The organism is Fictibacillus sp. KU28468 (assembly GCF_026153615.1).
In the GTDB taxonomy this organism is placed as follows: domain Bacteria; phylum Bacillota; class Bacilli; order Bacillales; family Fictibacillaceae; genus Fictibacillus_C; species Fictibacillus_C marinisediminis.
The window spans coordinates 2,010,463-2,032,988 of the sequence record NZ_CP110666.1 but is presented as its reverse complement, the minus strand read 5'-3'; the positions used below and the strand labels follow the sequence as shown (position 1 = coordinate 2,032,988).

The window sequence follows — 22,526 nt, the reverse complement described above, 5'->3', positions numbered from 1 at the left end:
TTATAATGTACCATATTATTTATGTTCCGGGTATCTCAATATCCGCTGAATAGATCGAATGCACCTTTCCGTTATCATCTTCAAGGAGCAGGATGCCTTCATCAGTAATTCCTTTGGCCACGCCCTCAAGCTGCTGGCTCGCTGTCCTCACTTTGATCCGCCTTCCGATGCTGTAGGCATATCCTTCCCACAACAGTTTGATCAGCCCAAAGCCATTGTTTAAATATTCACGATATAGAACTTCCATCTCTTCAAGAATGGCTGCGATCAAATCGGCTCTTTTCGTCTCTTTTCCTGATTCGATCTTCAGCGATGTTGCGATCTTCCTGACATCTTCATTAAAATCCTCGCCTGTTACATTCACGTTCAAGCCAATCCCGATGATCACAGCGTGCACGCGATCAGATTCCGCCTGAAGCTCTGTCAGAATGCCGACTGTTTTTTTTGCCGTTGATCAAAATATCGTTCGGCCATTTAATCTCTGCATGCAGCCCCGTCACTTTGTAGATTGCTTTCGTGACACTGACAGCAGCGAGAAGTGTGAGCTGCGGCGTTTTTTGAAGGGCGATTTCCGGCCGCAGGATAAGGCTCATCCAGATTCCGGTTCCCTTTGGAGACTGCCAAGGCCTTCCGAGTCTGCCCCTGCCGCCTGTCTGTTCGTCAGCAACTACAAGTGTACCCTCCGGCTTTTGTTCATAAGAAAGCTTTTGTGCGATTTCCTGTGTGCTTTTCACCGATTCTTCATACACGATGTTCTTGCCTAATACATCTGATTTCAGACGGGCGCTGATCTCATGCTCAGTCACGCGGTCGGGAGAAGACACGATACGATAGCCTTTCCGCTGTACGGCTTCAATCACGTATCCTTCTTTCCTCAGCTCTGTGATATGCTTCCAGATCGCCGTACGGGAGCAATTCAGCTCATCACTGATCTGCTGTCCGGAAACAAACGTATCTCCATTCTCAATAAGCATCTGAAGCAAATGCTGTCTCATTTTCCCTTCCAACTCCTCACCCACTCCATGATGGCCCTTTTTTCATTTAGAACTTTTCCTTCAACAACCCCGTGTTCGATCCTTTGCAGCATCTCCTGTATCCAGGGGCCTTTCTCTGATTCATCAAGACTTACGATGTCCTTCCCGTTTACAGCAAGCTCTTTCCGCTGATGAATCGGCAGTTTTTGAAAGCGCTGCTGAACAGAATCAAGATCCTCATCCACAATCCGGCCCTTCAGTGCATTTCTCACCCTCTGACAGGACACTGCCTGCAATTCTCCCAATTCATAAAGATCGTGCGGCCGCAGTTCCTCCTTGTCCAGATAACGGATGAGCTGCAGTACCGAACGGATCAAAGCATTGGACTGCTTCCAGGCTTTCAGGAAGACGGCTGGATCTTCCTCTCCAAGGAGAAACAGCAGCGCGGCCCACCTTTCTTCATCACTCTCCAAGCAGGCCCAATCCAAAGCATACAATCGTTCTGAAGAGCTCCTGAAACGGTTAAGCTCAGGAAGGGAGGAAACCACCCCTGTTTCAAACATAAACCTGAGGCATGAAGATGCTTCTATACCTCTTAACAGTTTTATAAACTCAGCAGCGAGGCGTTCCACTGCAATCTCTTTTAATTCATCAGCAAGTCTTTTACACGCTTTTTCTGTTTCCTCTTCAAGTGTAAAACCCAAGACCGCCCAAAAGCGGAGAGCTCTCATGATACGAAGAGGATCTTCCATAAACCGCTTTTCAGCGTCTCCGACCGTTTTGATTTTCTTTTCCTTTAAATGCTGACGACCGCCGAACGGATCGTGCAAATTTCCGGCCGCATCCATCGCCATGGCATTGATCGTAAAATCTCGTCTTGAAAGATCTTCGAACAATGAATCAATATACTCCACAGAAGAAGGATGACGGCGGTCAACGTAAGTGCCTTCTTTTCTGAAAGTTGTCACCTCATATGAAATTTGCTGTACACGCACGATAACGGTCCCGTGCTCCATGCCAACAGGGATCGTTTTTGCAAAAAGCGAACACACCACTTCTGGTAGTGCAGAGGTGGCGATATCAATATCTCCGATGTCCCGGTTCAAAAGGTAGTCCCTCACACATCCACCGACCATATACGCCTGGTAGCCGGCTTGAAGCAGCCTGTCCATGATGATCTGTGCTCCTGCAAAAAGATCGCTCATATTATCCTATCCTTTTAGCACACTGTAATATAAATCCTCATAATCTCCTACAATCTTAGAAGAATGGAAATGATCCCTGACGTGCTGCATCGCTTGATAGGCGAACGTCTGCTGTTTGTTCTCATCCGTCAGAATAGAAAGGGAGGCCGCTGCGATGCCTTCTACGTCTCCCAGCTCGCAGATATAGCCGGTCTCTCCGTCCAGAATCACTTCTGGAATGCCGCCGATATTCGTACCGACAACGGGCACCCCGCACGCCATAGCTTCAAGAAGAACAAGTCCGAAGCTTTCTTTCTCAGAAAGGAGGAGCTTTAAATCACTGATCGAAAATAGTTCTGCCACATTTTCCTGCTTGCCGAGAAAAAGGACATGATCCTCGATATCCAATTCCTCCACCATTTTGCAGGCTACCGTAAATTCCGGCCCATTTCCGATCAAGAGAAGTTTGGCAGGAATCTTACTCACGATCTTATGGAAAGCCCTGATGACATCCGGCACCCGTTTGACCGAACGGAAATTGGAGATATGGATGATCACCTTTTCTTCCGGTTTAATGCCGTATCCCTTTTTAAGATGGGCAGCCTCCTGCTTAAAGTATTCCCGTTCATCGACAAAATTGTAGATCGGCTGAATCTCGTTCTTTATGCCGAGCAGCTTATAGGTATCATCCTTAAGACTGTTAGAAACGGCGGTCACCGCATCTGAATTCTCGATGCCGAACTTGATCATCTCCTTCAGTGAAGGATCGTATCCAAGCACCGTGATGTCGGTACCATGCAGTGTCGTCACAATCTTTAGTTGTTCGCCGGCCATCTGCTTGGCAAGAAAAGCACAGATCGCATGAGGAATGGCATAATGCGCGTGGATGATATCAAGTTTCTCACGTTTGGCGACCTCCGCCATCTTGCTCGCCAATGCCAGATCATATGGCGGGTATTTAAAAACAGAATAGTTGTTCACCTCAACCTCATGATAAAAGATGTTGGCGTATACTTTCCCGAGCCGAAACGGCAGGCTCGAAGTGATAAAATGGATCTCATGCCCCTTTTCTGCCAGCAGTTTTCCTAGCTCAGTCGCTACAACACCCGAGCCACCTACAGTAGGATAACAAGTGATTCCTATTTTAAGCTTCATAGCTGTTCTCCTTATAATTTCTTTAATAACAGGGGTTTCTTCATCATAAAGCCTTCCGCATAGTCTACGCCCGCTTCATGCCCGAACATCTTCTCCCTCGCGCTCACCGACTCGATATAGCCGTTGACAAGCGGTGTATCAAAGCTGTCATCCTGCTTTACGAACTGGCTCTTATAGCATTGAAGCGCAGCTTTCTTCTTCTCATAGACGCTTGAAACATCGACCAAGAGCTGAGGCTTATGAAAACCATTGATAAAATAATAATAGATTTTCTTTACCCTGTGTGGCGGCAGGTTGTCAGGATCAATAATATTCCTCACCCCGGCTGAAAAAGCGGCTTCCTCTGAGAGCCTTGAGCAGTTGCCATGATCGGGATGGCGGTCCTCCCAGTACGGGATAAAAAGACAATCAGGCTTCTTGCGCCTGATCAATGAAACAATCGCCAGTATGTATTCTTCTTTCATCAACAGGCCTCTGTCAGGCAGTTCAAGATTCAAACGCTCGGAAACACCTATAACTTCTGCCGCATGGCCTGCTTCTACCTTGCGCAGTTCCACTGTTCCATTGGAAGACAGTTCGGCTCTTGTCAGGTCACAGATTGAAACCTTGCCGCCATTGGCCGTATGTATCGCAATCGTGCCTGACATTCCGATCTCAACGTCGTCGGAATGGGCGCCGACAGCCAGCCAGCTTTCTTTGTTCATGATTGATTTCCTTCTCTTTCTTTAATAATATTTCTCCAGTTGAAATCGCCTCGCTCCATCGCCCGGATAAAAAGTTCTCCGCTCGCCACGTTCGTCGCGACAGGAATCTGATATACATCACAGAGACGGATGAGTGCAGAGATGTCCGGTTCATGCGCCTGCGAAGTTAATGGGTCCCTAAAAAAGAGCACCAGATCCATTTTATTCTGAGCGATCAGCGCACCGATCTGCTGATCCCCGCCGAGCGGGCCTGATTGGAACCGATGGATGTCCAGTCCGGTTGCGTCCATTATCTTTTGTCCGGTCGTTCCCGTGGCAAACAGCTCGTGTTTTCTTAAAATCGGTTCATAAGCCATGGAAAAGTTAATCATTTCCTGTTTTTTATTATCATGCGCAACCAAAGCAATTCTCATCGTTCGCCCACCTTTTACTCTATAATATTTTCCAAGCCATACACGAGATGATCCACATTTACAACCGCTTCTACCGCCATCTTAACACCAGGCATAAACGAAGCACGGTTCATCGAATCATGTTTAATCGTTAAGGTTTGTCCCTCTCCGCCTAAAATGACTTCCTGGTGGGCAACAAGCCCCGGCAGCCTGACACTGTGAATCCGTATTCCATCAAGTTCAGCACCCCTTGCTCCAGGAAGATCTTCTCTCTCATCACGATGCCCTTGGGATTTTGGCTCTCTGACCTCTCTGATCAGCTGTGCCGTCTTCAAAGCCGTTCCGGATGGGGCATCGAGTTTTTGGTCGTGGTGCTTCTCGATAATCTCAACATTAGGCAAATACTTGGAAGCCATCTGGGCAAACTTCATCATTAAGATGGCACCAACCGCAAAGTTGGGGGCGATGATCGCTCCCAGTTCTTTTTCTTGAGCGAGGTTTTTCAGGCGCTCTAAATCCTCATCCGAGAAGCCTGTCGTTCCGATGACAGGCCTGACATTATGCTCGAGCGCCTGTTCAAGATGGACTTTCCCGATCTCAGGCTTCGTAAGATCGATCAAAACATCCGGCCTGATTTCTGAAAAGCAAAGTGTTGCGTCATCGTATACCGGAATATCGAGGGATGGCATTCCCTCCAGATCTTTCAGCTTCATTCCTGCATGTCTGGAATCAATCACTGCTAAAAGTGTAAAATGTGGAGTTTCGTTGACCAAGTTCACGGCTTCACGCCCCATTTTTCCTCTTGGCCCGGCAATGACAATGGTTATTTGTTTGCTCATGCTACTTTTCCTCTCCTTCTTCGATGCGCGTCCATCGGTCTTTATCTCTCGTATTAAACTTATTCATGACCATATCAAATGCTTTTTCCATACTAATATCGAGTGAATTGGCAAAACATAGTAAGACAAATAAAATATCACCCAATTCTTCTTCAATGGTCTGCTCTTTTTCAGTGGATTTTTTCGGTTTTTCACCGTAATAGTGGTTAACTTCACGAGCAAGCTCGCCAAGCTCTTCTGTCATCCTGGCCATCATCGCAAGGGGGCTGAAATATCCTTCTTTAAACTGGCCGATATATGTATCAACTTCTTGCTGCATTTCCTGCATGGTTTTTTTCAACGATATCACCTCTTCGACAATCCTACGTTTATGTTAGCGAAGAATAAGACATTTGACAAATTTCACGAGCGATTGAACCCCCCTTCTTTTTCCTTTATAATGAAAACGCAAACAGGGTATCGCATTAGTCTCAGGAGGCACATAAATGACATTTCCGATTCGCAGCAAAAACGTATTTTTTATTTTATTTGGTTCCGCCATCTTTTCATTTGGCGTCGTTCACTTCAATATGGCAAACAATCTGGCAGAGGGCGGATTTACAGGAATCACCCTTATTCTTTACTTTTTGTTCCATATTGACCCTTCCTATTCCAACCTCGCCCTCAATATCCCTCTTTTCTTTGTAGGATGGAAGCTGCTTGGAAAAAACGCATTCATTTATACGATGATCGGCACGCTGGGTGTTTCACTGTTCTTGTTCCTCTTCCAGCGTTATTCAACTCTTACTATTAATTTAAAACAGGACATGCCTCTCGCCGCTCTTTTTGCCGGGGTATTCATCGGTATCGGCCTAGGAATCATCTTCCGTTTCGGGGGAACGACAGGCGGTGTCGATATTATTGCAAGGCTCGGCCATAAATTCTTCGGCTGGAGCATGGGAAAGACCATGTTTATGTTTGACGCGGTGGTCATCACGATGTCGCTAGTTTACCTCAACTACAAAGAAGCGATGTACACACTTGTCGCCGTTTTTGTCGGCGCCCGCGTCATCGACTTTATGCAGGAAGGCGCCTATGCCGGCAAAGCAGCAATGATCATCTCCGAAAAAAATACTGAGATCGCTGCACTGATCATGAAAGAACTCGACCGCGGCGCGACCTTGCTCAGCGCTAAAGGAAGCTTTACTGGCAGCCAGAAAGAAGTTCTTTATTGCGTGTTCGCGCGTAACGAAATCGTCCGGCTTAAGCAAGTAATTGAACGGGTCGATCCCCATGCCTTCGTAACCGTTAACGACGTACACGAAGTCCTCGGAGAAGGCTTCACACTCGATAGTGATAAGAATCCGATAGGGATATGAGAAAAGCTGAGCGCCTGACCAAAGACGATAAGGACTGGAACTCTAGAACTTCAACACGATTTTTGTGTTGGGGTGAGAGAGTGAAGTCGTCGAGTCTTTGGGCGCTGAAGCTGGATCCCAACTGAAGGAAAGCGTGTTGAAGTAATCGAACTTCAGCACGCTTTTTTTGCAGCAGCTGTGTGAAATTGGAAGAATATTCAGTATGATTCAATTATCTGGAGTTAGGTTCAATTATCCGCTAGTTTGGTTCAATTATTTTTTCTACGGTTCAATTCTTCACTCAATTGAATCAATTCTCGCTCACATTCCCGCATTCTTCATCCAATGCACCACAAAAAACAATAAAACCCCTGCCTGAGCAGGGGTTTCGTCATTTAATCGTCATTATTCATTCCAGCAAACATGAGCACGAAACGTAGAAGCTCCAATACAGCGACCAATGCTGCTGCTACATATGTCAGTGCAGCGGCATTAAGGACTTTTCTTGCCTGGCGCTCTTCGTTGTTGCGGATCATACCGGTGGATACGATCTGCTTCATCGCCCGGCTGCTTGCGTTAAATTCGACCGGGAGTGTGACCAGCTGAAAGAGAACCGCGGCTGCCATGAAGACAATACCCACTAAAAGAAGGTTTGCAGAGGCAAAAATAGCTCCTGCAATGATCAAAAGATAAGCAAAGTTGGAACCTAAGTTAGCAACCGGCACTAGTGCATGCCGGAAACGCAGCGGCGCGTAGCTTTCCTTATCCTGAATGGCATGGCCGACTTCGTGGGCGGCTACTGCAGATCCTGCAATGGAATGGCCGTAATAGTTTTCTTCGGATAGGCGGACAACTTTTGAACGCGGGTCATAATGGTCGGACAGCCGCCCTCTGACCGGCTCAACCGCGACATTGTATAGCCCGTTGCGGTCCAGTATTTCACGGGCGACTTCCGCCCCTGTTTTTCCGGTTGAGTTTTCAACTTTTGCGTACTTTTTATACGTGCTTTTCACCCTCATCTGTGCCCAGATCGGGATGATCAGCAACAATGCAAAATAGATGAGAAAAGACATTTATAGCATTCCTCCACTATAGTAATTACTTTAATTTTATGATTGTCGCCATATATATGTCAATCAGAATGCTTTACCGCTTATCTACAGCCTTCACGTTTTCCTTCTCCGCTTTGTATTTTCTCCATCCTACATAAAATAATGTAGAGAAGATGATTCCCCCGATTGAAAAGATCAGCCAGAACAGGGAAGGTTCAGAGTTGTCTTCTTTTGCAGCAAACAGTTTTTCAAAATCGGCCCTCACGGATTCAAGTTTCTTCTTGTCCCCTGAGGATGTGAAAATGCTGGTCCGGCTGCTGTCGATGAACTCGATATCTTTATCCACCTGATCAAAAAAAGTATCTTCAACGTCCATGCTGACTGCCGGGCGGATCATGGCGTAGTTGGCCAGAAACTCGTTTGCCGCCTCCTGATATTCCTGATTATGATTCTTCCGTAAAGCCAGCTGCATGTGCTTTAATGGATTGATGAGCTGATACTCCGTTTGTTTCCACAGCGGCTGATGGTCGGAAATCAAGGCGTCGACAAGCAGCCTTACACCTGTAAGCTGGTGGAGTTTAACGTCGCGCGGTTCTTCAGCTCTTCCAAGCGTTTCAATTGTATCTTCTACTGTGACATCAACCATGCGGATTTTATCTTCAGCCAATTCGGACTTCAGGGCGCCCTTACCAAATTGAGATGACAAATAGAAAAGGACTTCGCTCGCTTCTTTATACCGTTCCTCTTTGGCAAGCTCCAGCGCTTTATCCGATAATTGAGTGACGTTTTCAAGGCTGCTGGTCTGTCCGCCGTTCGCGTGCGCAGCAATCGGAAGACTAACCAGCAGTAAACTGAACACAGCGGCAAATTTAAATTTCATTCCTTGTCCCTCCCATACGGTATAACAAATCATATGAGGAAACGGACAAGGTTAGACCTTTATTTGCCGGAGTGAGCCGGCTTCTCCCTCGTTAAATAATACACAAGGACGACGGATACCACACTGAGCCAGAAGGTAAGATATCCGATCAGCTGCATATGTTCCCAGAGTACGTCGTACCTCGGCATCATACCATAAACATAATCGATAATTTCGTTATGAAATACCCAGAGGCCCGCTATCGCCAGATGCCGGAGCTGAATTCGATAGTACGGTGTATATAGGAGGCCTTCGATAGCCATCCCCAGATGGGAAACGATGAGCATATAATTGGCCCAATACATAGGAGGATCGACTACACCGCCGGCAATATTCATGCCAACCGCCCAGATTCCGTACTTAAAAAGGCTTACCGAGGCCAGTGCTTCGATGTATGGAAGGTTTTTTCCGAAAAGAAACGCAATGAGCACGAAGACAAAGAACAGACTGGCCGTCGGGCTGTCTGGCACAAAAAGAACAAACTTCAGCGGTGTTTCAGCGAGCTGGTCTTTATACCAGTAATATCCGTAGGCCGTTCCAAGAATATTGATGATAAGCAAACTGGACAGGAACCATTTTTGCTTCAAAATTCCATAAAGATAAATCATTCTTTTTCTCCTCACTTGCCATTGATGTAAAAAAAGCCGACTCTGCAAGCCAGCTTTTTTTGATGTTTATTTTTTCAGTTTTGAAATGAATGTGGCCAATTTTTTCAAATCGGCTTCATTGCCTTTATAAGCGTTTGCAGGCATAGCCCCTCGCCCTTCCTTGGCAATCTTCATGATCTGTTCAGGTTTTAAACCGGTTCCAATAAGTGATGGCCCCGTTCCGCCTGTCAATTCCGATCCATGGCAGCCTACACAGGACTGGCCTTTGAAGACTTGATAGCCGGGATCGTTCTTGTCGATGTTGGTCTCCACGATTTTACCCTGTTCTTTCGCCTTTTCCCAGTCATGGGTAACAACGGACTCCCATGTTAAATATGTAATGGAAATAAGGGCAAGCAGCATTAATCCTGTAGCAACAGGACGGCGTGAAGGACGGCGTTCCGGCCCTCTGTCCAGCCATGGTGCGAGCAGCAGCGCTCCGAAAGCAAGTCCAGGAATAACAATCGTTCCGATTAAAACGTAATCACCGGCAGCATACTTGTATTTCAAGAGCTGATACAAGAATAGGAAATACCAGTCAGGAAGCGGAATATATCCTGCATCTGTCGGATCTGCTTTACGCTCCAGCGGAGATTCGTGAGAAATGGTTAAGATTAAATACCCTATTAAAAAGACGGCACCTACCATCCATTCTTTCAAAAGGAAGTTTGGCCAAAACGCTTCCGTTTTTCCGGGATACTCAGAGTAATCCTTCGGAATGTTCGGCTTGCGCTCTGCAGGAACACGGGAGTCTCCTACAAACTTCATTCCTTTGCCTCGATGCATCTTTCTCCCTCCCTTTTTTAGCGTCTAGAAGCTTATCTGCTCTGACGCAGATGAGCTTTATCTGCCAAGATATATCTCTGATGTAGAGAATGGTCACTCAATTTTAAAAATAAAGACAATTAAAAAAGCAATTTTACAGCGGACCCGAGATACCCTGTTTGCGGATCATGATAAAGTGGGCACCCATGAGCGCGAGCAGTGCAGCCGGCAGGAAGAATACGTGAATCGCAAAGAAACGCGTTAATGTCTGTGCTCCGATGATTTCTCCGCCTGCTAGGAATGTTTTCGCGATCGGTCCGATCACAGGGATTGTTTCTGCGATCTGAATCCCTACTTTTGTAGCGAACAGCGCTTTCATATCCCACGGCAACAAATAGCCTGTGAACCCAAGTCCAAGCATAACACCAAAAATCAATACTCCTACTACCCAGTTCAATTCACGAGGTTTTTTGTATGCGCCCTGGAAAAATACGCGCAAGGTATGTAAAAACATCATAACGATTACCAAGCTGGCTCCCCAGTGGTGCATTCCTCTTACGATGACACCGAATGCCACCTGATTCTGCAGATAATATACAGATTCCCAGGCATTCACAATATCCGGAACGTAGTACATCGTTAAGAACATTCCAGACAAGATTTGGATTACCGTAATAAAGAACGTTAATCCTCCGAAACAATAAACGAACGCGGAAAAATGATGGGCCGGGTTAACGTGCTCTGGCACTTCATGGTCAGCCACATCGCGCCAAAGCGGCGTAATATCCAAACGCTCGTCTACCCAATCGTAAATTTTTTGCAGCATCTATTACGCCCCCTTTCGTGGTTTTGCCTTTCCTAGATACAACTTTCCGTCCTTCACCTTGCTGTCATAAACATCGAGAGGCGCAAGCGGCGGTGTTCCTTTAATATTCGTACCGTCTTTCTCATAACGGCCTCCGTGGCAAGGACAATAAAATTGGCTTGGGTGGCTTGGATCAGTGTTCCAGTCGATGGTACATCCCAAATGCTTGCAAACCGGTGAAAGCGCTATTAATTCGCCCTTGCCGTTTTTGTAGACCCACGCAGATTGGGTGACCTCTGATTCGTACCATCCGTCTTTTTGCTTGATTTTAAAGTTAAATCGTTTTGGTTCCTTGCCGATCTTGCTGACTTCAGTAACCGCTACCATATCCTGGTCCGCACCCTTTTCAAGGATGGGGTCGATGGCAAAACGCACCATTGGCATTAGCATCCCTGCAGCCATGAACCCTCCGACACCGGTCAATGTGTAGTTCAAAAACTGGCGTCTGGAGATATCTTCCTTAGACATTTCGTTTCCCCCCCTTGCTGTAAATAAAGTCCATCCGGACAATTGTTTTACACACATATTACTAGGACATTAACATGATAGCGTAAGTTGTCTTTTACTGTCAATATGAACATGTATCTCCAGTGCTTGGTTTTTTAGCTTTCCTGCCACTTATGAAGGATGATCTGAAACAGCTGTTTGACCTGTTCTTTAACGATTTCTTCCTTATATGACGAATCCATCGTCTCCATCGGTATGACAGGCATCCAAAGGAGTGTTTCTCCTAGCTCATGTTCAGCTTTTTTCCAATCGGCATCGCTCGTCAAGAAAAAAATATGGCGGAACCCTTCTTCCTTAAGTTCACTGACCCATGAGTGGAGCCGGGCCATGAGAGCTTCTTCACTTTCCAGCTTCAAATAGGTAAAGGAAGGCATGAGAAACAACCGCCCGTGCAGCTGACGTTCTGTCTCTTCTGCAATGAGAAGGGAATAATCAGCCATCCCTGCACTTGTCCTCATGGAAGGGCCGAAAGAAAGAGGCTGAAGGGGAATGATGACAGTATCCACAAACTCTTTCGACTGCTGATAAATATTAATATCACCTGAACTCCATTTCATCTGTGAAACTCCTTTTATGTATAAATAGTTTAATATGTATTCCATCGTATCAAAAAAAACAAAATAAAACCCTCTTTTTAAAAAAGAGGGTTACAATTTTCTAAGTTCTTCGGTAAGCTGCTGGAAAGTTTCTTCATCTTTTTGGTCCAGCGCACGGTCAATGTTAACGAGTATTTTCTGTTTTTTAAATTGGGATACCGATTGGTCAAGAATCAGTTCTGCCCACAGTCCATATTTCCGGTCTGTTACCATATTGTCAGGCAGATGCGGATTTTCTTCCAGTACCGAGGCATACTCGGGCGTCAATCTTGAAGAATTAAAGTTTAGTTCAATAAAGATGTCTTCTTCCTGGTTAAGCCGGATATCGTGGAATGATTTTTCTGCATCCGTTGTCAAGACATTCTGTTTATAAAAACGGAATGGAACACCATCGGTACATTGAGCGGACATAATAATGGCTTTAGGGCAATACTCTGCTTTCTCCACAAAGTGAACCTTTTCCATGAGCTGGTCGTCACTGACAAGGTAGTTTAACAACCACACGCACTCACGTTTTTTTAGTTGATAATGATTTAAAAACCATTTAATAAAATCCTTCTTTTCAAGGACAGAAACGGTGCTGCTCATTGTGATCCCCCCATCATTCCTAACCAAAGTATATTACTTTAGTATATTCTTGCCCTGCTTGATAAATCCTTCTAACCGGAAAGAATATTTAAAGAAAAAAGCGGGTTGATTAGTACTCTTCCAGCCGGCTGATTATTTCTTCAACATGGTGAAGGTTCGGGTTCAATGACAAGGCTTGTTTCAGGATGCCGGCTGCCTTTACAGGTTCCCCTTCTTCGATCAGAAACATGCCATACTCTTCCAAGAAGACTTCATGGTTCGTGAAGGAAGGAAAGGCCGCTTCATATTGTTCTCTGGCCTGTTCATATTCTTCTGCTTCTTTATATGCAAAGGCCAGATCCCAGATCATCTCCGGCGTTTCGTCACCCTGCTCTGCAACATGTGTGAGCAGTTCGACCATGTCAGTAAAACGTTCTTCTTTTTTAAGCATGGAAGACAAGTGAAGGACAGCTTCAGCATTTGAAGGATTGAGCGCGATAACCTCCCTCGCGTACTTTTCGCCTTCTTCTTTGTTTCCTGTCCGGTACATGAGGCGTGCGGCACGTACTTTAAGGTCTTCGTTGAATTCATCCTTGCTGATTCCTTCCCGGATCGCCTCGATCGCCTCGTCAAGGGCCCCCTCTTCCTCATAGGATGAAGCAAGCAAAGGATAAAGCGTCGTATACTCAGGGTCCAGTCCTTTTAATTCTTCAAGCGCAGATATCGCTGTTTTATACTCCCCTGTTTTATACGCGGTCAATCCGTATCCAAACAGACTGTGCAGTTCTTTTTTGGATTCCAGGCCTTTTTTATAATAGTCAAGAGCTTCTTCAAACTTACCTCCTCTGCTCAGCGCTTCGGCAAGCCTTAGGTAAAGATCCCCTTCGGGAAGAGTCGACGCAATCGGTTCGGCTTCCTTGAAGAAGGCAGCGCTTTTGATAAAATCGCCTCGTTCAAGATACAGTTCACCAAGAGCAAAAGCAAGAACTGGCTCATCTGGTTTGGTCTGCTTGGCTTTCAGGAGCTTTTGCTCCGCAACTTCATGGAGTCCTTGCATAAAATAAAGGTCAGCCTGCAATAGGAGCGATTGGATGTAAGATTCATCGTATGCACTGATTTGTCCCAGTATCTCCAGAGCTTCATCTTCCTTTTCCATCTCAATGAGCAGCTCGGCGGCAAAGATGCCGAGGTCGCCATCCTCCGGGTAAAAAGCTCTCAACTGGGCAACGATCTTCATCGCTTCCTCCAGATGTCCCCAGTTTTCATAAACCCTCGCAATATCATAGAGTGTTTGATGGTCGGCTTCCTTTGTAAGCATTTCGATGAGCTTCATGCCCTCACGGACATGTCCCATTTCAACAAGGGTGATGGCTTCTTGTAACTTTTCCAATAACAAAAACTCCTTCTCTTACGGCAATCTATTTTGTTTTCATTATACATGAGAGGGTGTGTTCACTTCAAAATCTACGATTCGCCTTCGCCCTTATATAGACAGGCTATGAGCGCACCTGCAAAGATATGAGTATAGGAAAACAAAAAAAAGCCCTGACTTTGAAAGCGCTGTCAGGGAAAACAATAATATGGATAGGAGTGGAGAGAAACCATATTAGTTATATTATAGCAGTAGCGCTTCAAAAATCAACAATATTTTTCGAAAATTTTGAATTTATAGAGAAAGAGGCCGAGCAGGCCCCTATTCTCTGATGGATTTACACGGTTTCTTTTTCTGTGTTTCCTGACATCAGCAAATAATTTTCCAGATGCTCAATGATCTCCCCGTTCTGCTGCTTATCGCCGATGGTTATTCTGAGGCTTGTAGGAAAGCCCAGTGCTGATCCAGAACGAACAATGTAGCCTCTTTCAAGAAGATGCTGAAACAAAAGATTCGAGTCTTCCTTAAAATCAATTAGGATGAAATTCGCTTGAGAAGGATAGTAAACCAATCCGCGTTTCTGGCAGAAATCATAAAATTGCTGCAGCCCTTCTCTGTTTCTTTCAGAGCAGGTGCTGATGAAATCCTGGTCTTTGATCGCAGCACGGGCTGCTGCCTGTGCAATGCGTGATGTGTTGAACGGCTCTCTGGCCGGTTCAATGGCTGTGATAAGCTTCTCATCACCGATTCCATAACCGATCCGGAGTGCAGCAAGTCCGTAAGCCTTAGAAAACGTCCGCAGGATCACCAAATTCGGATATCGGTCCAAATAAGTGATGGTCTCTGGAAAATCTTCGGCTTCAACGTATTCATAATACGCTTCGTCACTCACTACCAGTACGTGCGGAGGAACCTCAGCCATAAATGTTTCAAACGATTTTTGATCAATGTAATGGCCGGTAGGATTATTCGGGCTGCACAGCCAAACGATTTTAGTTTGTCCGTCGATCGCTTTGAGCATCCCATTCAGGTCATGTTCTCCGTTAAACAGCGGAACTTCGCGAACTTCCGCTCCTTCAATCACAGCGTTATGCTTGTACTGAGGAAAGGTGTTCGCTGCCATGACCGTGTTCGTTCCTTCATGCAAAAAGCTTCGTGACAAGATCTGCACGACTTCGTCGGAACCATTGCCAAAAATCAAATTTCCTTTTTTTACTCCTAAAAATTCTGAAAGTTCCTCCCGCAGTTCAGCGCTGTAGCCATCAGGATACAGCCCTAAGTGAGCGGCTTCTGAAACGATAGCGTCCTTAACCGAAGGCGAGCTTCCGTATGGATTCTCATTTGATGCCAATTTAACGATTTTGTCCAGCCCGTACTCGCGCTTCACTTCCTCGATTGGTTTTCCCGGCTGATAGGGTTTTAAATTCAACAGCTGTGATTTTGCCTCCACAAAGACCCTTCCTTTCTGTTAACTGTAAACATTCAGCGGGACCAGCTTGGAAAGAAAGTCAGAGAACGTTTGAAGCGCTTCTCTTTTCTTGTCCTCCCTGAGAAGATCTGGTCCCAGCTCCTCAATTTTTGATACGATCGTGCTCCCCATGATAAAACCATCACATTTCCCCTCAAATTGCTGCATCTGCTCTCTGCTCGACAAGCCGAAACCGATCAATACCGGAACCGAACTCGCAGATCTCGCTTCATTCAGAAAACGGTCCAGGCCGTTGGCAAACGAAGTCCTTGCCCCGGTAACACCAAGTGAAGAGATGCAATAGAGAAACCCCTGTGCAGTATTTCCGATTTCTTTTAGCCTTCCTTGAGAAGTAGTGGGCGCAGCGAGTGAAATGAAGCTTAGATCATGGGCGGAACATGACTTCTGAAGGTCTTTGCTTTCTTCAAAAGGCAAATCCGGCACAAGCAGTCCATCAATTTCGTTCTGTGATGCCAATTCAAAAAATTTCTGTTCTCCCAATTGTAACAAAAGATTGTAATAAGTAAAGATAATAACCGGAATGGTTAAACCGGCTGCGCGCATGTTTGCGACGAGCTTCATGGCTTTTTCCAAACTCATATCTTTTTCCAGCGCCCGTTTGGAAGCCCGCTGGATCACCGGCCCGTCTGCAAGGGGATCAGAATATGGAATACCCAGCTCCAGTGCATCCGCCCCTTCGTTTTGAAGAGCGAGAGCCAGGTCAACCGTAACCTCAGGAGAAGGATCACCTGCTGTGATAAAGGGTACGAACAATGGCGATTTCTTTGACTGAAACTCTTTCATTCTACTCCCCATGAGAGACTTCCTCCTTCTGCTGTTCAAAAAGTGTATGAACGTCTTTATCTCCCCTGCCGGACAGGCAGACGATGATGTTTTCGTGAGCACTCATGCTTCGTGCTTCTTTTAATGCTTGTGCCACAGCGTGTGCGCTCTCCAGCGCACATAGAATGCCTTCTTCACGGCAAAGGAGATTCAGTGCCTCAAGCGCTTCCTCGTCCGTGATGTTTTCATATTTGACACGTTCAGTTGATTTTAAGAAAGCATGTTCCGGTCCTACTCCAGGATAATCCAAACCTGCTGAGATGGAATAAGGCTCCTGGATCTGGCCTTCCTGCGACTGAAGGAGGTACGTCAGTGAGCCATGGATAACACCGGCTGTCCCGTTCGCCATCGTCGCGGCATGCAGGCCGGTCAAGAGTCCTTTGCCACCCGCTTCAACCCCGACAAGAGAAACATCTTCATCGACGAACGCTGAAAAAATACCGATCGCATTGCTGCCGCCCCCTACACAGGCCACCACTTTCTCAGGAAGGCTGCCCTCCTTTAGTTGAGCAAATTGTGCTTTTGCCTCGTATCCGATTACACTCTGAAACTCTTTGACGATCTTCGGATACGGATGCGGTCCAACGGCTGATCCAATCATGTAGAAAGTATCTTCAACCGATGCAACCCACTGCCTGATCGCTTCATTCGTCGCGTCCTTTAACGTTTTTGTTCCGCTGCTCACTGGAATCACTTCCGCTCCCAGCAGTTTCATGCGGAATACGTTTAGAGCCTGACGGCGGATGTCTTCCTCGCCCATATATACTTTGCATTCCAAACCATACCTAGAAGCAGCAGTAGCAGCCGCAACGCCATGCTGTCCTGCTCCTGTTTCAGCGATGATCTTTTTCTTTCCCATCCTTTTTGCGAGCAGCGCCTGGCCGATCGCATTGTTGATCTTGTGGGCGCCGGTGTGGTTCAAGTCTTCTCTTTTCAGGTAGATGGATGCTCCGCCGGTCTTTGCACTCAGCTTTCCTGCATAGGTTAATGGTGTAGGCCTGCCGGAGTAATCTGTCAGTTCATGCTGAAGTTCTTCCATGAACTCAGCGTTTTCAATCGCTTCACTAAAACCCTTCTCAAGGTTTTCCAAAGCAAACATGATCGTCTCGGGTACAAACTTCCCGCCAAACTCTCCATATCTTCCCCGGCTGTCAGGATATACTGTTTTCATATTGCATCATCATCCCTTCTAAATCCTTTATTTTTTTCCGGCTTTTTTTACCGTCTTCCTCAATTCCGCTGCTGATGTCTATGCCGTCCGGGCTATAGCTAAGCAGTTTTGAAATGTTTTCTGCATGAATCCCCCCTGCAATAAAACAAGGTACACCTTGCCGTTCAGCCTCCTGTAAATACATCGGAACAGCATCCCAGTCAAAGGCTGTTCCTGTTCCTCCGTAAGCTCCCTCTACCCGGGCATCAATTACATAACCGTCTGCGACCCCGGCAAACTCTTTCAGGTTGTTCCATCCGCCTGGCTCGTGGCGTAAGGCTTTCCAAATCGTTATTCCTGTTTTTTTCTTTAGTTCTTTTAGAAAATCAGGAGTTTCATCACCATGGCATTGAACGATATCTAAAGGCACGTTTGCTAAAGCGGCCTGTATTTCATCAAGAGAAGGGTTCACAAATACTCCTGTTAATTGCTGTTTGAGCGGCTGATTTCCCCTCACCCATTTGCCCGCATCTTCAGGAGCTACCCTTCGTTTGCTCGGGGCAAAAATAAATCCTGCCAGATCTGCGCGTGACTCTTTTACAAGAAGCAGGTCTTCCTTGCTCCGGCATCCGCAAAATTTAAGAAACGGAGTCTTACCGGCCATACAGCGTCTTGATCCCTTCGGCTGGAGATGAAGCACGCATGAGCGTTTCGCCGACTAAAATCGCGTTGATGCTGTGACTGCGCAAGTAATGGAGGTCGTCAGTTTCTTTTATTCCGCTCTCACTCACGGTTAATATGCTCTCTGGAATATGGCTGGCGATGGCCGCTGTATGTTTTACATCCGTTTTGAACGTACGGAGATCCCTGTTGTTGATCCCGACGAGCTTTGGTGTGAACTGCTTCAGGACGCCTTCCAGTTCCTCTACAGAGTGAACTTCCACCAGGCATTCCAGATCATGCTCATGAGCAAACTCGTACAATCCATGCAGCTTTTGCGGTGTCATAGCAGCTGCGATCAGCAAAATCGCATCAGCGCCGATATGAGCACTCTCGAGCACTTGGAGCTTGTCGATAATAAAGTCTTTTCTCAAGACCGGAAGAGAGACCATCTGTTTTACAGCGACCAGGTCTGCCGCATGCCCCTGAAAAAAACGCTGATCCGTAAGCACCGAGATTGCAGCCGCTCCTCCCTGTTCATATTCAGCAGCAATCTCTGCAGGAACGTAATGCTCCTTAATCGTCCCCTTTGAAGGCGAAGCTTTCTTAACTTCAGCAATGAGCGCAGGCGCATTTTCTGATGTTCTGATCGCCTCATAGAGAGATGCCTTTTTTCTGTTATGTTTTATAGTGAAGTTGTTTTCAAGCTTTGTGATTTCTTCCTTTTTTTGATCAAGAATTTGTTGCAGCATAAGGCAATCCTCCTGTTTGGTTCTGAATCATTTCTAAATGGCGGCTGGCTTTCCCCGTTGCAATAATGTCCCGTGCCAGTTTAACCCCTTCATGGATGGTTGAGGCTCTTCCTGTCAAATATAAAGAGGCTGCGGTATTATAGATCACGATATTTTGTGCAGAAGCAGAACCATTACCGCTCAGAACTGCTTTGATCAGGGCTGCGCTCTCCTGGCTGGAGGCCACCGTCACCTCTTCTAAAGTTCCATATGGGAGTCCTGCATCTTCAGGAGTGAGTGTGAATTCGTTCACGTTCCCATTATCCACTTCGAAAAAGTGTGTCGGTGCGAATATGGAGCATTCATCCAATCCGTCTGCTCCTGAAACCACTAAGGTTCTCTGCTCTTTGAAATCAGCAATCGCATGCGCCATTTTTTTTGCCGTTTCCTTGTTATAGGCACCGATCAGCTGATGTGTTGGATGGGCCGGGTTGCATAACGGACCGAGAATATTAAAAACTGTTCGGAAAGACAGTCCCTTTCTTGTTTTGCTCGCATGCCGGAGTGCCGGATGATAGTTTGGCGCAAAAAGGAAACATAGAGAGAACTTCTCCAGACTCTCTGCGATTTCAGACGCATCGCCGCTTGATCCGATCCCGAGCTGCTGAAGCACGTCTGCGCTTCCGCTTTTCGATGTAACAGCTGAATTGCCGTGCTTGGCAACTTTAATGCCCGTTGATGCGAGCAATAAGGAAGACGCAGTGGATATATTAAAGGTTGACGCCCCGTCTCCGCCTGTTCCGCACGTATCAAGGATTTGCGGATATTCCAGGTGAAGCGGCACGGTATGATCCAATATTGAAGTTGAGAATCCAACGATTTCTTCGATGGTTTCCCCCCGCAGCCGGAGTATGGTCAGCAAACTGGAAAGCTGGACTTCCGTCACTTTTCCCTCCAGTATTTCGTTCATCATTTCGTAGGCTTCTTTTTGTGAGTAGGTTTCTCCAAGAATTCCTTTTTGGAGAAGTTCTTTGACGGCCATTGCAATCCCTCCTTAAGATTATAAATGTAATAAGGCAGCAACGATCCGTTCATGTAGGGGATAAATAAAAAGATAGACATAACATTGTGATTATTCACCTCCATCAAAAATGGAGAATGAATGAGGCGAAAAAGAGGTGCAAAAAAACCCATGCACGAAGAGGCATGGGTACTATGTATTCATAACCCTCTGCTCGGCTCCACTCATCATTCTCAACTATTCTCATCTCTCAACTAAACTGCTCTCTGGGCTAAATTATCCTGAAAATCTAAATCGTTAAAACACAAGATAAAGCATTACGCACAGTTTGTCAACCCAAAGGGCTGTGCATTTCTGATCTAGACAAGCGGTTTCTGATAAAGAAAAGCTTCCCTTGGCTGCAGATTAAAGCGGCCGGGGTGAAAGATCTGTTCCGTGCTGCCCACGAACAGATAGCCTCCGGGGCGCAATGACTCTGAAAACTTATGAAACAATGCTTCTTTTGCATCTTCTGTAAAGTAAATCATAACATTACGGCAAACGATGAGATCAAAGCTCTTCTCAAAGACATCTGCCAATAAGTTATGCTGTTTAAACACAATTGGTTTTTTTAGTGCTTCCGTAACCGCAAACCCTCCAGCTTTTTGCCGAAAACTGCTGTTCCTGACTGACTCAGGCACGTTCTTAATCGATGTTTCAGCATATAAGCCCTCCTTTGCCCTTCGCAGCGCAAGCTCATCGAGGTCCGTTGCCAGAATGGAATAGGTGATGATGTTCCGTCCTGTTTCCTGCAAAAGCGAAGCAAGGGTGTAAGGCTCCTCTCCCGTTGAACATGCGGCACTCCAGATCTTCAGTTTGTTCGTCCTGCTTAAAAGGTCTGGTATGATCTTATCCTTCAAAACCATCCATCGTTCCGGATTCCGATAAAACTCCGAAACATTGATCGTCATCCGGTCAAGTAATTCATCCAGCAAGCGGCGGTCTTTCATAAGAGCTTTCGAAAAGACAGAGAAACTTTCAAAGCTCTTCTTGTCACGAAAAGCAGTGAGGCGCCTCTTCATCTGTGCCTCCTTATACAGTGACAGGTCAATAGATGTTATGGATTGAACGTCTTTAATAAAATTTGAATAATCTTGATCCACGTTTCTTACCCCTTTATGCATAGCGTTACTTTAACTATCGGCAAATAAGAAACATTCCTTAACGCTAAACACGCCAAATAAAAAAACCAGCCGTGGCCGGCTGGTTTATAACGCTTACATTAAATCCAAGAAGAAACCGCTTTCTCGTAATTGACAAGTTCTTCTTCCTTGAAGAAAAGACCAATTTCACGAACAGCACTTTCAGGAGAATCAGAACCGTGAATGATGTTATTGCTTACGCTTACGGCAAAATCTCCGCGAACAGTTCCTGCAGCTGCTTCTGAAGGATTGGTTTTTCCCATCATGTTACGAGCAGTAGCAATCACGTTATCTCCTTGCCATACCATAGCAAAAACTGGACCAGAAGTGATGAAGTTTACCAACTCGCCAAAGAACGGACGCTCTTTATGTTCTCCGTAGTGGTTTTCTGCAAGCTCACGTGAGATTGTCATCAATTTGGCTCCAGCAAGCTGAAATCCTTTTTTCTCGAATCTTGAAACAATCTCTCCGATCAAATTGCGCTGTACACCATCTGGTTTTACCATTAGAAACGTTTTTTCCATAATAGTTCTCCCCTATCTTCTATGTATTGGTTCAGGGCTTGTAAGCTAGCTGTGACCCCTAGAAAATAGTATCAAAAATAGTACGATTTAGCAATGAGCTAAAATTTGCGCTTTCCAATATATTTGGCAATCTTGATCATGCTGTTTCTTGCCTGTCCTGCCGGAAGCTGATCGGCGGCGGCAAATGCATCTGCCAGATAGGATTGGGCAGCCATGGAAGCTTTCTGAACGGATCCGCTTTTTTTGATCTGAGCAATAATGCCGGAAAACTCACCCTCATCCCAGGTTTGATAATAACGCTGGATACTGCCTTTTAATTCTGGTATCTGGTCCATTGCATAAAAAACAGGAAGGGTAATGTTTCCCTGCTTCAAGTCGCCGCCTGCAGGTTTGCCCAATTCTTTTTCAGTTGCTGTAAAATCCAGAATATCATCCGTGATCTGATAAGCCATGCCAACGGAATAGCCAAAACGGTACAGCTGTCTTTGCAGCTGAACAGAAGCATTGGAAGCAATAGCTCCAAGCTGGCAGCTGATAGCGATCAAGAGGGCTGTCTTTCTTTTGATGCGCCGCAAGTATTGTCTTATGTTCTGATCCAGATCAAACTGCTCTTTGATTTGCTGGATCTCACCAAGACACATCTCTTTCATGGAATAGGACAAGACTTGATGTGCTGCAATCTGGCTGACATTGGTCATCATCTCGATCGCTTTGGCAAACAGAAAGTCCCCTGTATACATCGCTACTTTGTTGTCATACTCAGCTTTAACCGTCTTTGCCCCTCTTCGCAGCTCGGCATCGTCAATCACATCATCATGGACGAGTGATGCCATATGTATGGTTTCCAGTGCGGCAGCAACTTTCTTCACACTGCGGATATCGTATTCGCCGAAATGTGCGGAAAGCAGTACGAAAACAGGCCGGATTCGCTTGCCTCCAGCTTTCAGAAGCTGGCTTCCAGCCTTTTGCAAGATAGGGTGGTCTGCTGATATCGATTGCTCCAGTTCGGATTCAATCTGAAGCAGATCTTTTTTTACATGTGAATAGAGTTCAGTCAGTTTCATAGCTTTCAC

The 22,526-nt window shown here is 46.0% G+C and carries 25 protein-coding genes and 1 pseudogene; 1 reads left to right on the top strand and 25 read right to left on the bottom strand.

Going from position 1 to position 22,526, the window contains the following annotated elements; genetic code table 11:
* Positions 1-19: 19 nt before the first annotated feature.
* From OKX00_RS10595 to OKX00_RS10565, 7 genes and pseudogenes are all read right to left on the bottom strand, one after another.
* Positions 20-1,007: pseudogene (locus OKX00_RS10595) on the bottom strand (biotin--[acetyl-CoA-carboxylase] ligase).
* Positions 992-2,179 (bottom strand): CCA tRNA nucleotidyltransferase, encoded by a 1,188-nt coding sequence (locus OKX00_RS10590; RefSeq protein WP_265410334.1) that lies wholly within the window; start codon positions 2,177-2,179, stop codon positions 992-994. Before OKX00_RS10590 ends, OKX00_RS10595 begins: the two are co-directional and overlap by 16 nt.
* A gap of 6 nt (positions 2,180-2,185) precedes the next feature.
* Positions 2,186-3,313: an N-acetyl-alpha-D-glucosaminyl L-malate synthase BshA gene (gene bshA, locus OKX00_RS10585; RefSeq protein ID WP_265410333.1), complete on the bottom strand. Its 1,128-nt coding sequence runs from the start codon at positions 3,311-3,313 to the stop codon at positions 2,186-2,188.
* Positions 3,314-3,324: 11 nt separating this feature from the next.
* Positions 3,325-4,017, bottom strand: a complete 693-nt coding sequence (gene bshB1, locus OKX00_RS10580; protein ID WP_265410332.1) for a bacillithiol biosynthesis deacetylase BshB1 — start codon at positions 4,015-4,017, stop codon at positions 3,325-3,327.
* A complete protein-coding gene (gene mgsA, locus OKX00_RS10575) occupies positions 4,014-4,430 on the bottom strand; it encodes a methylglyoxal synthase (RefSeq protein WP_053358075.1) in 417 nt (138 codons plus the stop codon). The genes bshB1 and mgsA overlap by 4 nt, the downstream gene beginning before the upstream one ends.
* Before the next feature lie 14 nt (positions 4,431-4,444).
* The gene (dapB, locus tag OKX00_RS10570) at positions 4,445-5,248 is read right to left on the bottom strand and encodes a 4-hydroxy-tetrahydrodipicolinate reductase (RefSeq protein WP_265410331.1); all 804 of its coding nucleotides are present in this window, start codon (positions 5,246-5,248) and stop codon (positions 4,445-4,447) included.
* Between the two features lies 1 nt (position 5,249).
* On the bottom strand, positions 5,250-5,576 hold the full coding sequence (locus tag OKX00_RS10565) for a nucleotide pyrophosphohydrolase (RefSeq protein ID WP_053358538.1): 327 nt from the start codon (positions 5,574-5,576) through the stop codon (positions 5,250-5,252).
* A 157-nt stretch (positions 5,577-5,733) separates the two neighbouring features.
* Between OKX00_RS10565 and OKX00_RS10560 the strand changes: the two genes are divergently transcribed.
* On the top strand, positions 5,734-6,606 hold the full coding sequence (locus tag OKX00_RS10560) for a YitT family protein (RefSeq protein WP_265410330.1): 873 nt from the start codon (positions 5,734-5,736) through the stop codon (positions 6,604-6,606).
* 374 nt (positions 6,607-6,980) lie between these two features.
* On the opposite strand, the gene OKX00_RS10555 is transcribed toward OKX00_RS10560, so the two are convergent.
* The 18 genes from OKX00_RS10555 to hepT all read right to left on the bottom strand — a co-directional run bounded on the left by OKX00_RS10555 (position 6,981) and on the right by hepT (position 22,517).
* Entirely contained in the window at positions 6,981-7,658 is a 678-nt protein-coding gene (locus OKX00_RS10555) for a zinc metallopeptidase (RefSeq protein ID WP_265410329.1), read from the bottom strand.
* Positions 7,659-7,731: 73 nt separating this feature from the next.
* Positions 7,732-8,517, bottom strand: a complete 786-nt coding sequence (locus tag OKX00_RS10550) for a sporulation protein YpjB (RefSeq protein ID WP_265410328.1) — start codon at positions 8,515-8,517, stop codon at positions 7,732-7,734.
* A gap of 59 nt (positions 8,518-8,576) precedes the next feature.
* Positions 8,577-9,164 carry a lipoprotein heptaprenylglyceryl N-acetyltransferase LhaT gene (locus OKX00_RS10545; protein WP_265410327.1) on the bottom strand — a complete coding sequence of 196 codons (588 nt, stop codon included), beginning with the start codon at positions 9,162-9,164 and terminating at the stop codon, positions 8,577-8,579.
* 66 nt (positions 9,165-9,230) lie between these two features.
* Positions 9,231-9,989 (bottom strand): menaquinol-cytochrome c reductase cytochrome b/c subunit, encoded by a 759-nt coding sequence (locus OKX00_RS10540; RefSeq protein WP_053358069.1) that lies wholly within the window; start codon positions 9,987-9,989, stop codon positions 9,231-9,233.
* 133 nt (positions 9,990-10,122) lie between these two features.
* Positions 10,123-10,794 (bottom strand): menaquinol-cytochrome c reductase cytochrome b subunit, encoded by a 672-nt coding sequence (gene qcrB / locus OKX00_RS10535; protein ID WP_053358068.1) that lies wholly within the window; start codon positions 10,792-10,794, stop codon positions 10,123-10,125.
* A gap of 3 nt (positions 10,795-10,797) precedes the next feature.
* Positions 10,798-11,301: a Rieske (2Fe-2S) protein gene (locus OKX00_RS10530; protein ID WP_062235401.1), complete on the bottom strand. Its 504-nt coding sequence runs from the start codon at positions 11,299-11,301 to the stop codon at positions 10,798-10,800.
* 134 nt (positions 11,302-11,435) lie between these two features.
* Positions 11,436-11,897: a YpiF family protein gene (locus OKX00_RS10525; RefSeq protein ID WP_265410326.1), complete on the bottom strand. Its 462-nt coding sequence runs from the start codon at positions 11,895-11,897 to the stop codon at positions 11,436-11,438.
* Positions 11,898-11,987: 90 nt separating this feature from the next.
* Positions 11,988-12,524, bottom strand: coding sequence for a ReoY family proteolytic degradation factor (locus OKX00_RS10520; protein ID WP_053358065.1), 537 nt, complete (start codon positions 12,522-12,524; stop codon positions 11,988-11,990).
* Between the two features lie 109 nt (positions 12,525-12,633).
* Complete coding sequence (locus tag OKX00_RS10515; protein ID WP_265410325.1) at positions 12,634-13,893, bottom strand: tetratricopeptide repeat protein; 1,260 nt, start codon at positions 13,891-13,893, stop codon at positions 12,634-12,636.
* 319 nt (positions 13,894-14,212) lie between these two features.
* On the bottom strand, positions 14,213-15,325 hold the full coding sequence (gene hisC, locus OKX00_RS10510; protein WP_265410324.1) for a histidinol-phosphate transaminase: 1,113 nt from the start codon (positions 15,323-15,325) through the stop codon (positions 14,213-14,215).
* An 18-nt stretch (positions 15,326-15,343) separates the two neighbouring features.
* Positions 15,344-16,159, bottom strand: a complete 816-nt coding sequence (trpA, locus tag OKX00_RS10505) for a tryptophan synthase subunit alpha (RefSeq protein ID WP_265410323.1) — start codon at positions 16,157-16,159, stop codon at positions 15,344-15,346.
* A complete protein-coding gene (gene trpB / locus OKX00_RS10500; protein WP_265410322.1) occupies positions 16,149-17,357 on the bottom strand; it encodes a tryptophan synthase subunit beta in 1,209 nt (402 codons plus the stop codon). Before trpB ends, trpA begins: the two co-directional genes overlap by 11 nt.
* The gene (locus OKX00_RS10495; RefSeq protein WP_265410321.1) at positions 17,338-18,000 is read right to left on the bottom strand and encodes a phosphoribosylanthranilate isomerase; all 663 of its coding nucleotides are present in this window, start codon (positions 17,998-18,000) and stop codon (positions 17,338-17,340) included. Before OKX00_RS10495 ends, trpB begins: the two co-directional genes overlap by 20 nt.
* Complete coding sequence (gene trpC, locus OKX00_RS10490) at positions 17,990-18,748, bottom strand: indole-3-glycerol phosphate synthase TrpC (protein WP_265410320.1); 759 nt, start codon at positions 18,746-18,748, stop codon at positions 17,990-17,992. The genes OKX00_RS10495 and trpC overlap by 11 nt, the downstream gene beginning before the upstream one ends.
* Positions 18,729-19,769 (bottom strand): anthranilate phosphoribosyltransferase, encoded by a 1,041-nt coding sequence (trpD, locus tag OKX00_RS10485; RefSeq protein ID WP_265410319.1) that lies wholly within the window; start codon positions 19,767-19,769, stop codon positions 18,729-18,731. Before trpD ends, trpC begins: the two co-directional genes overlap by 20 nt.
* Before the next feature lie 338 nt (positions 19,770-20,107).
* Positions 20,108-20,890, bottom strand: coding sequence for a CheR family methyltransferase (locus OKX00_RS10480; RefSeq protein ID WP_322114360.1), 783 nt, complete (start codon positions 20,888-20,890; stop codon positions 20,108-20,110).
* Positions 20,891-21,009: 119 nt separating this feature from the next.
* Positions 21,010-21,453, bottom strand: coding sequence for a nucleoside-diphosphate kinase (gene ndk, locus OKX00_RS10475; RefSeq protein WP_053358056.1), 444 nt, complete (start codon positions 21,451-21,453; stop codon positions 21,010-21,012).
* Positions 21,454-21,551: 98 nt separating this feature from the next.
* Entirely contained in the window at positions 21,552-22,517 is a 966-nt protein-coding gene (gene hepT / locus OKX00_RS10470; RefSeq protein ID WP_265410317.1) for a heptaprenyl diphosphate synthase component II, read from the bottom strand.
* Between the last annotated feature and the right edge of the window lie 9 nt (positions 22,518-22,526).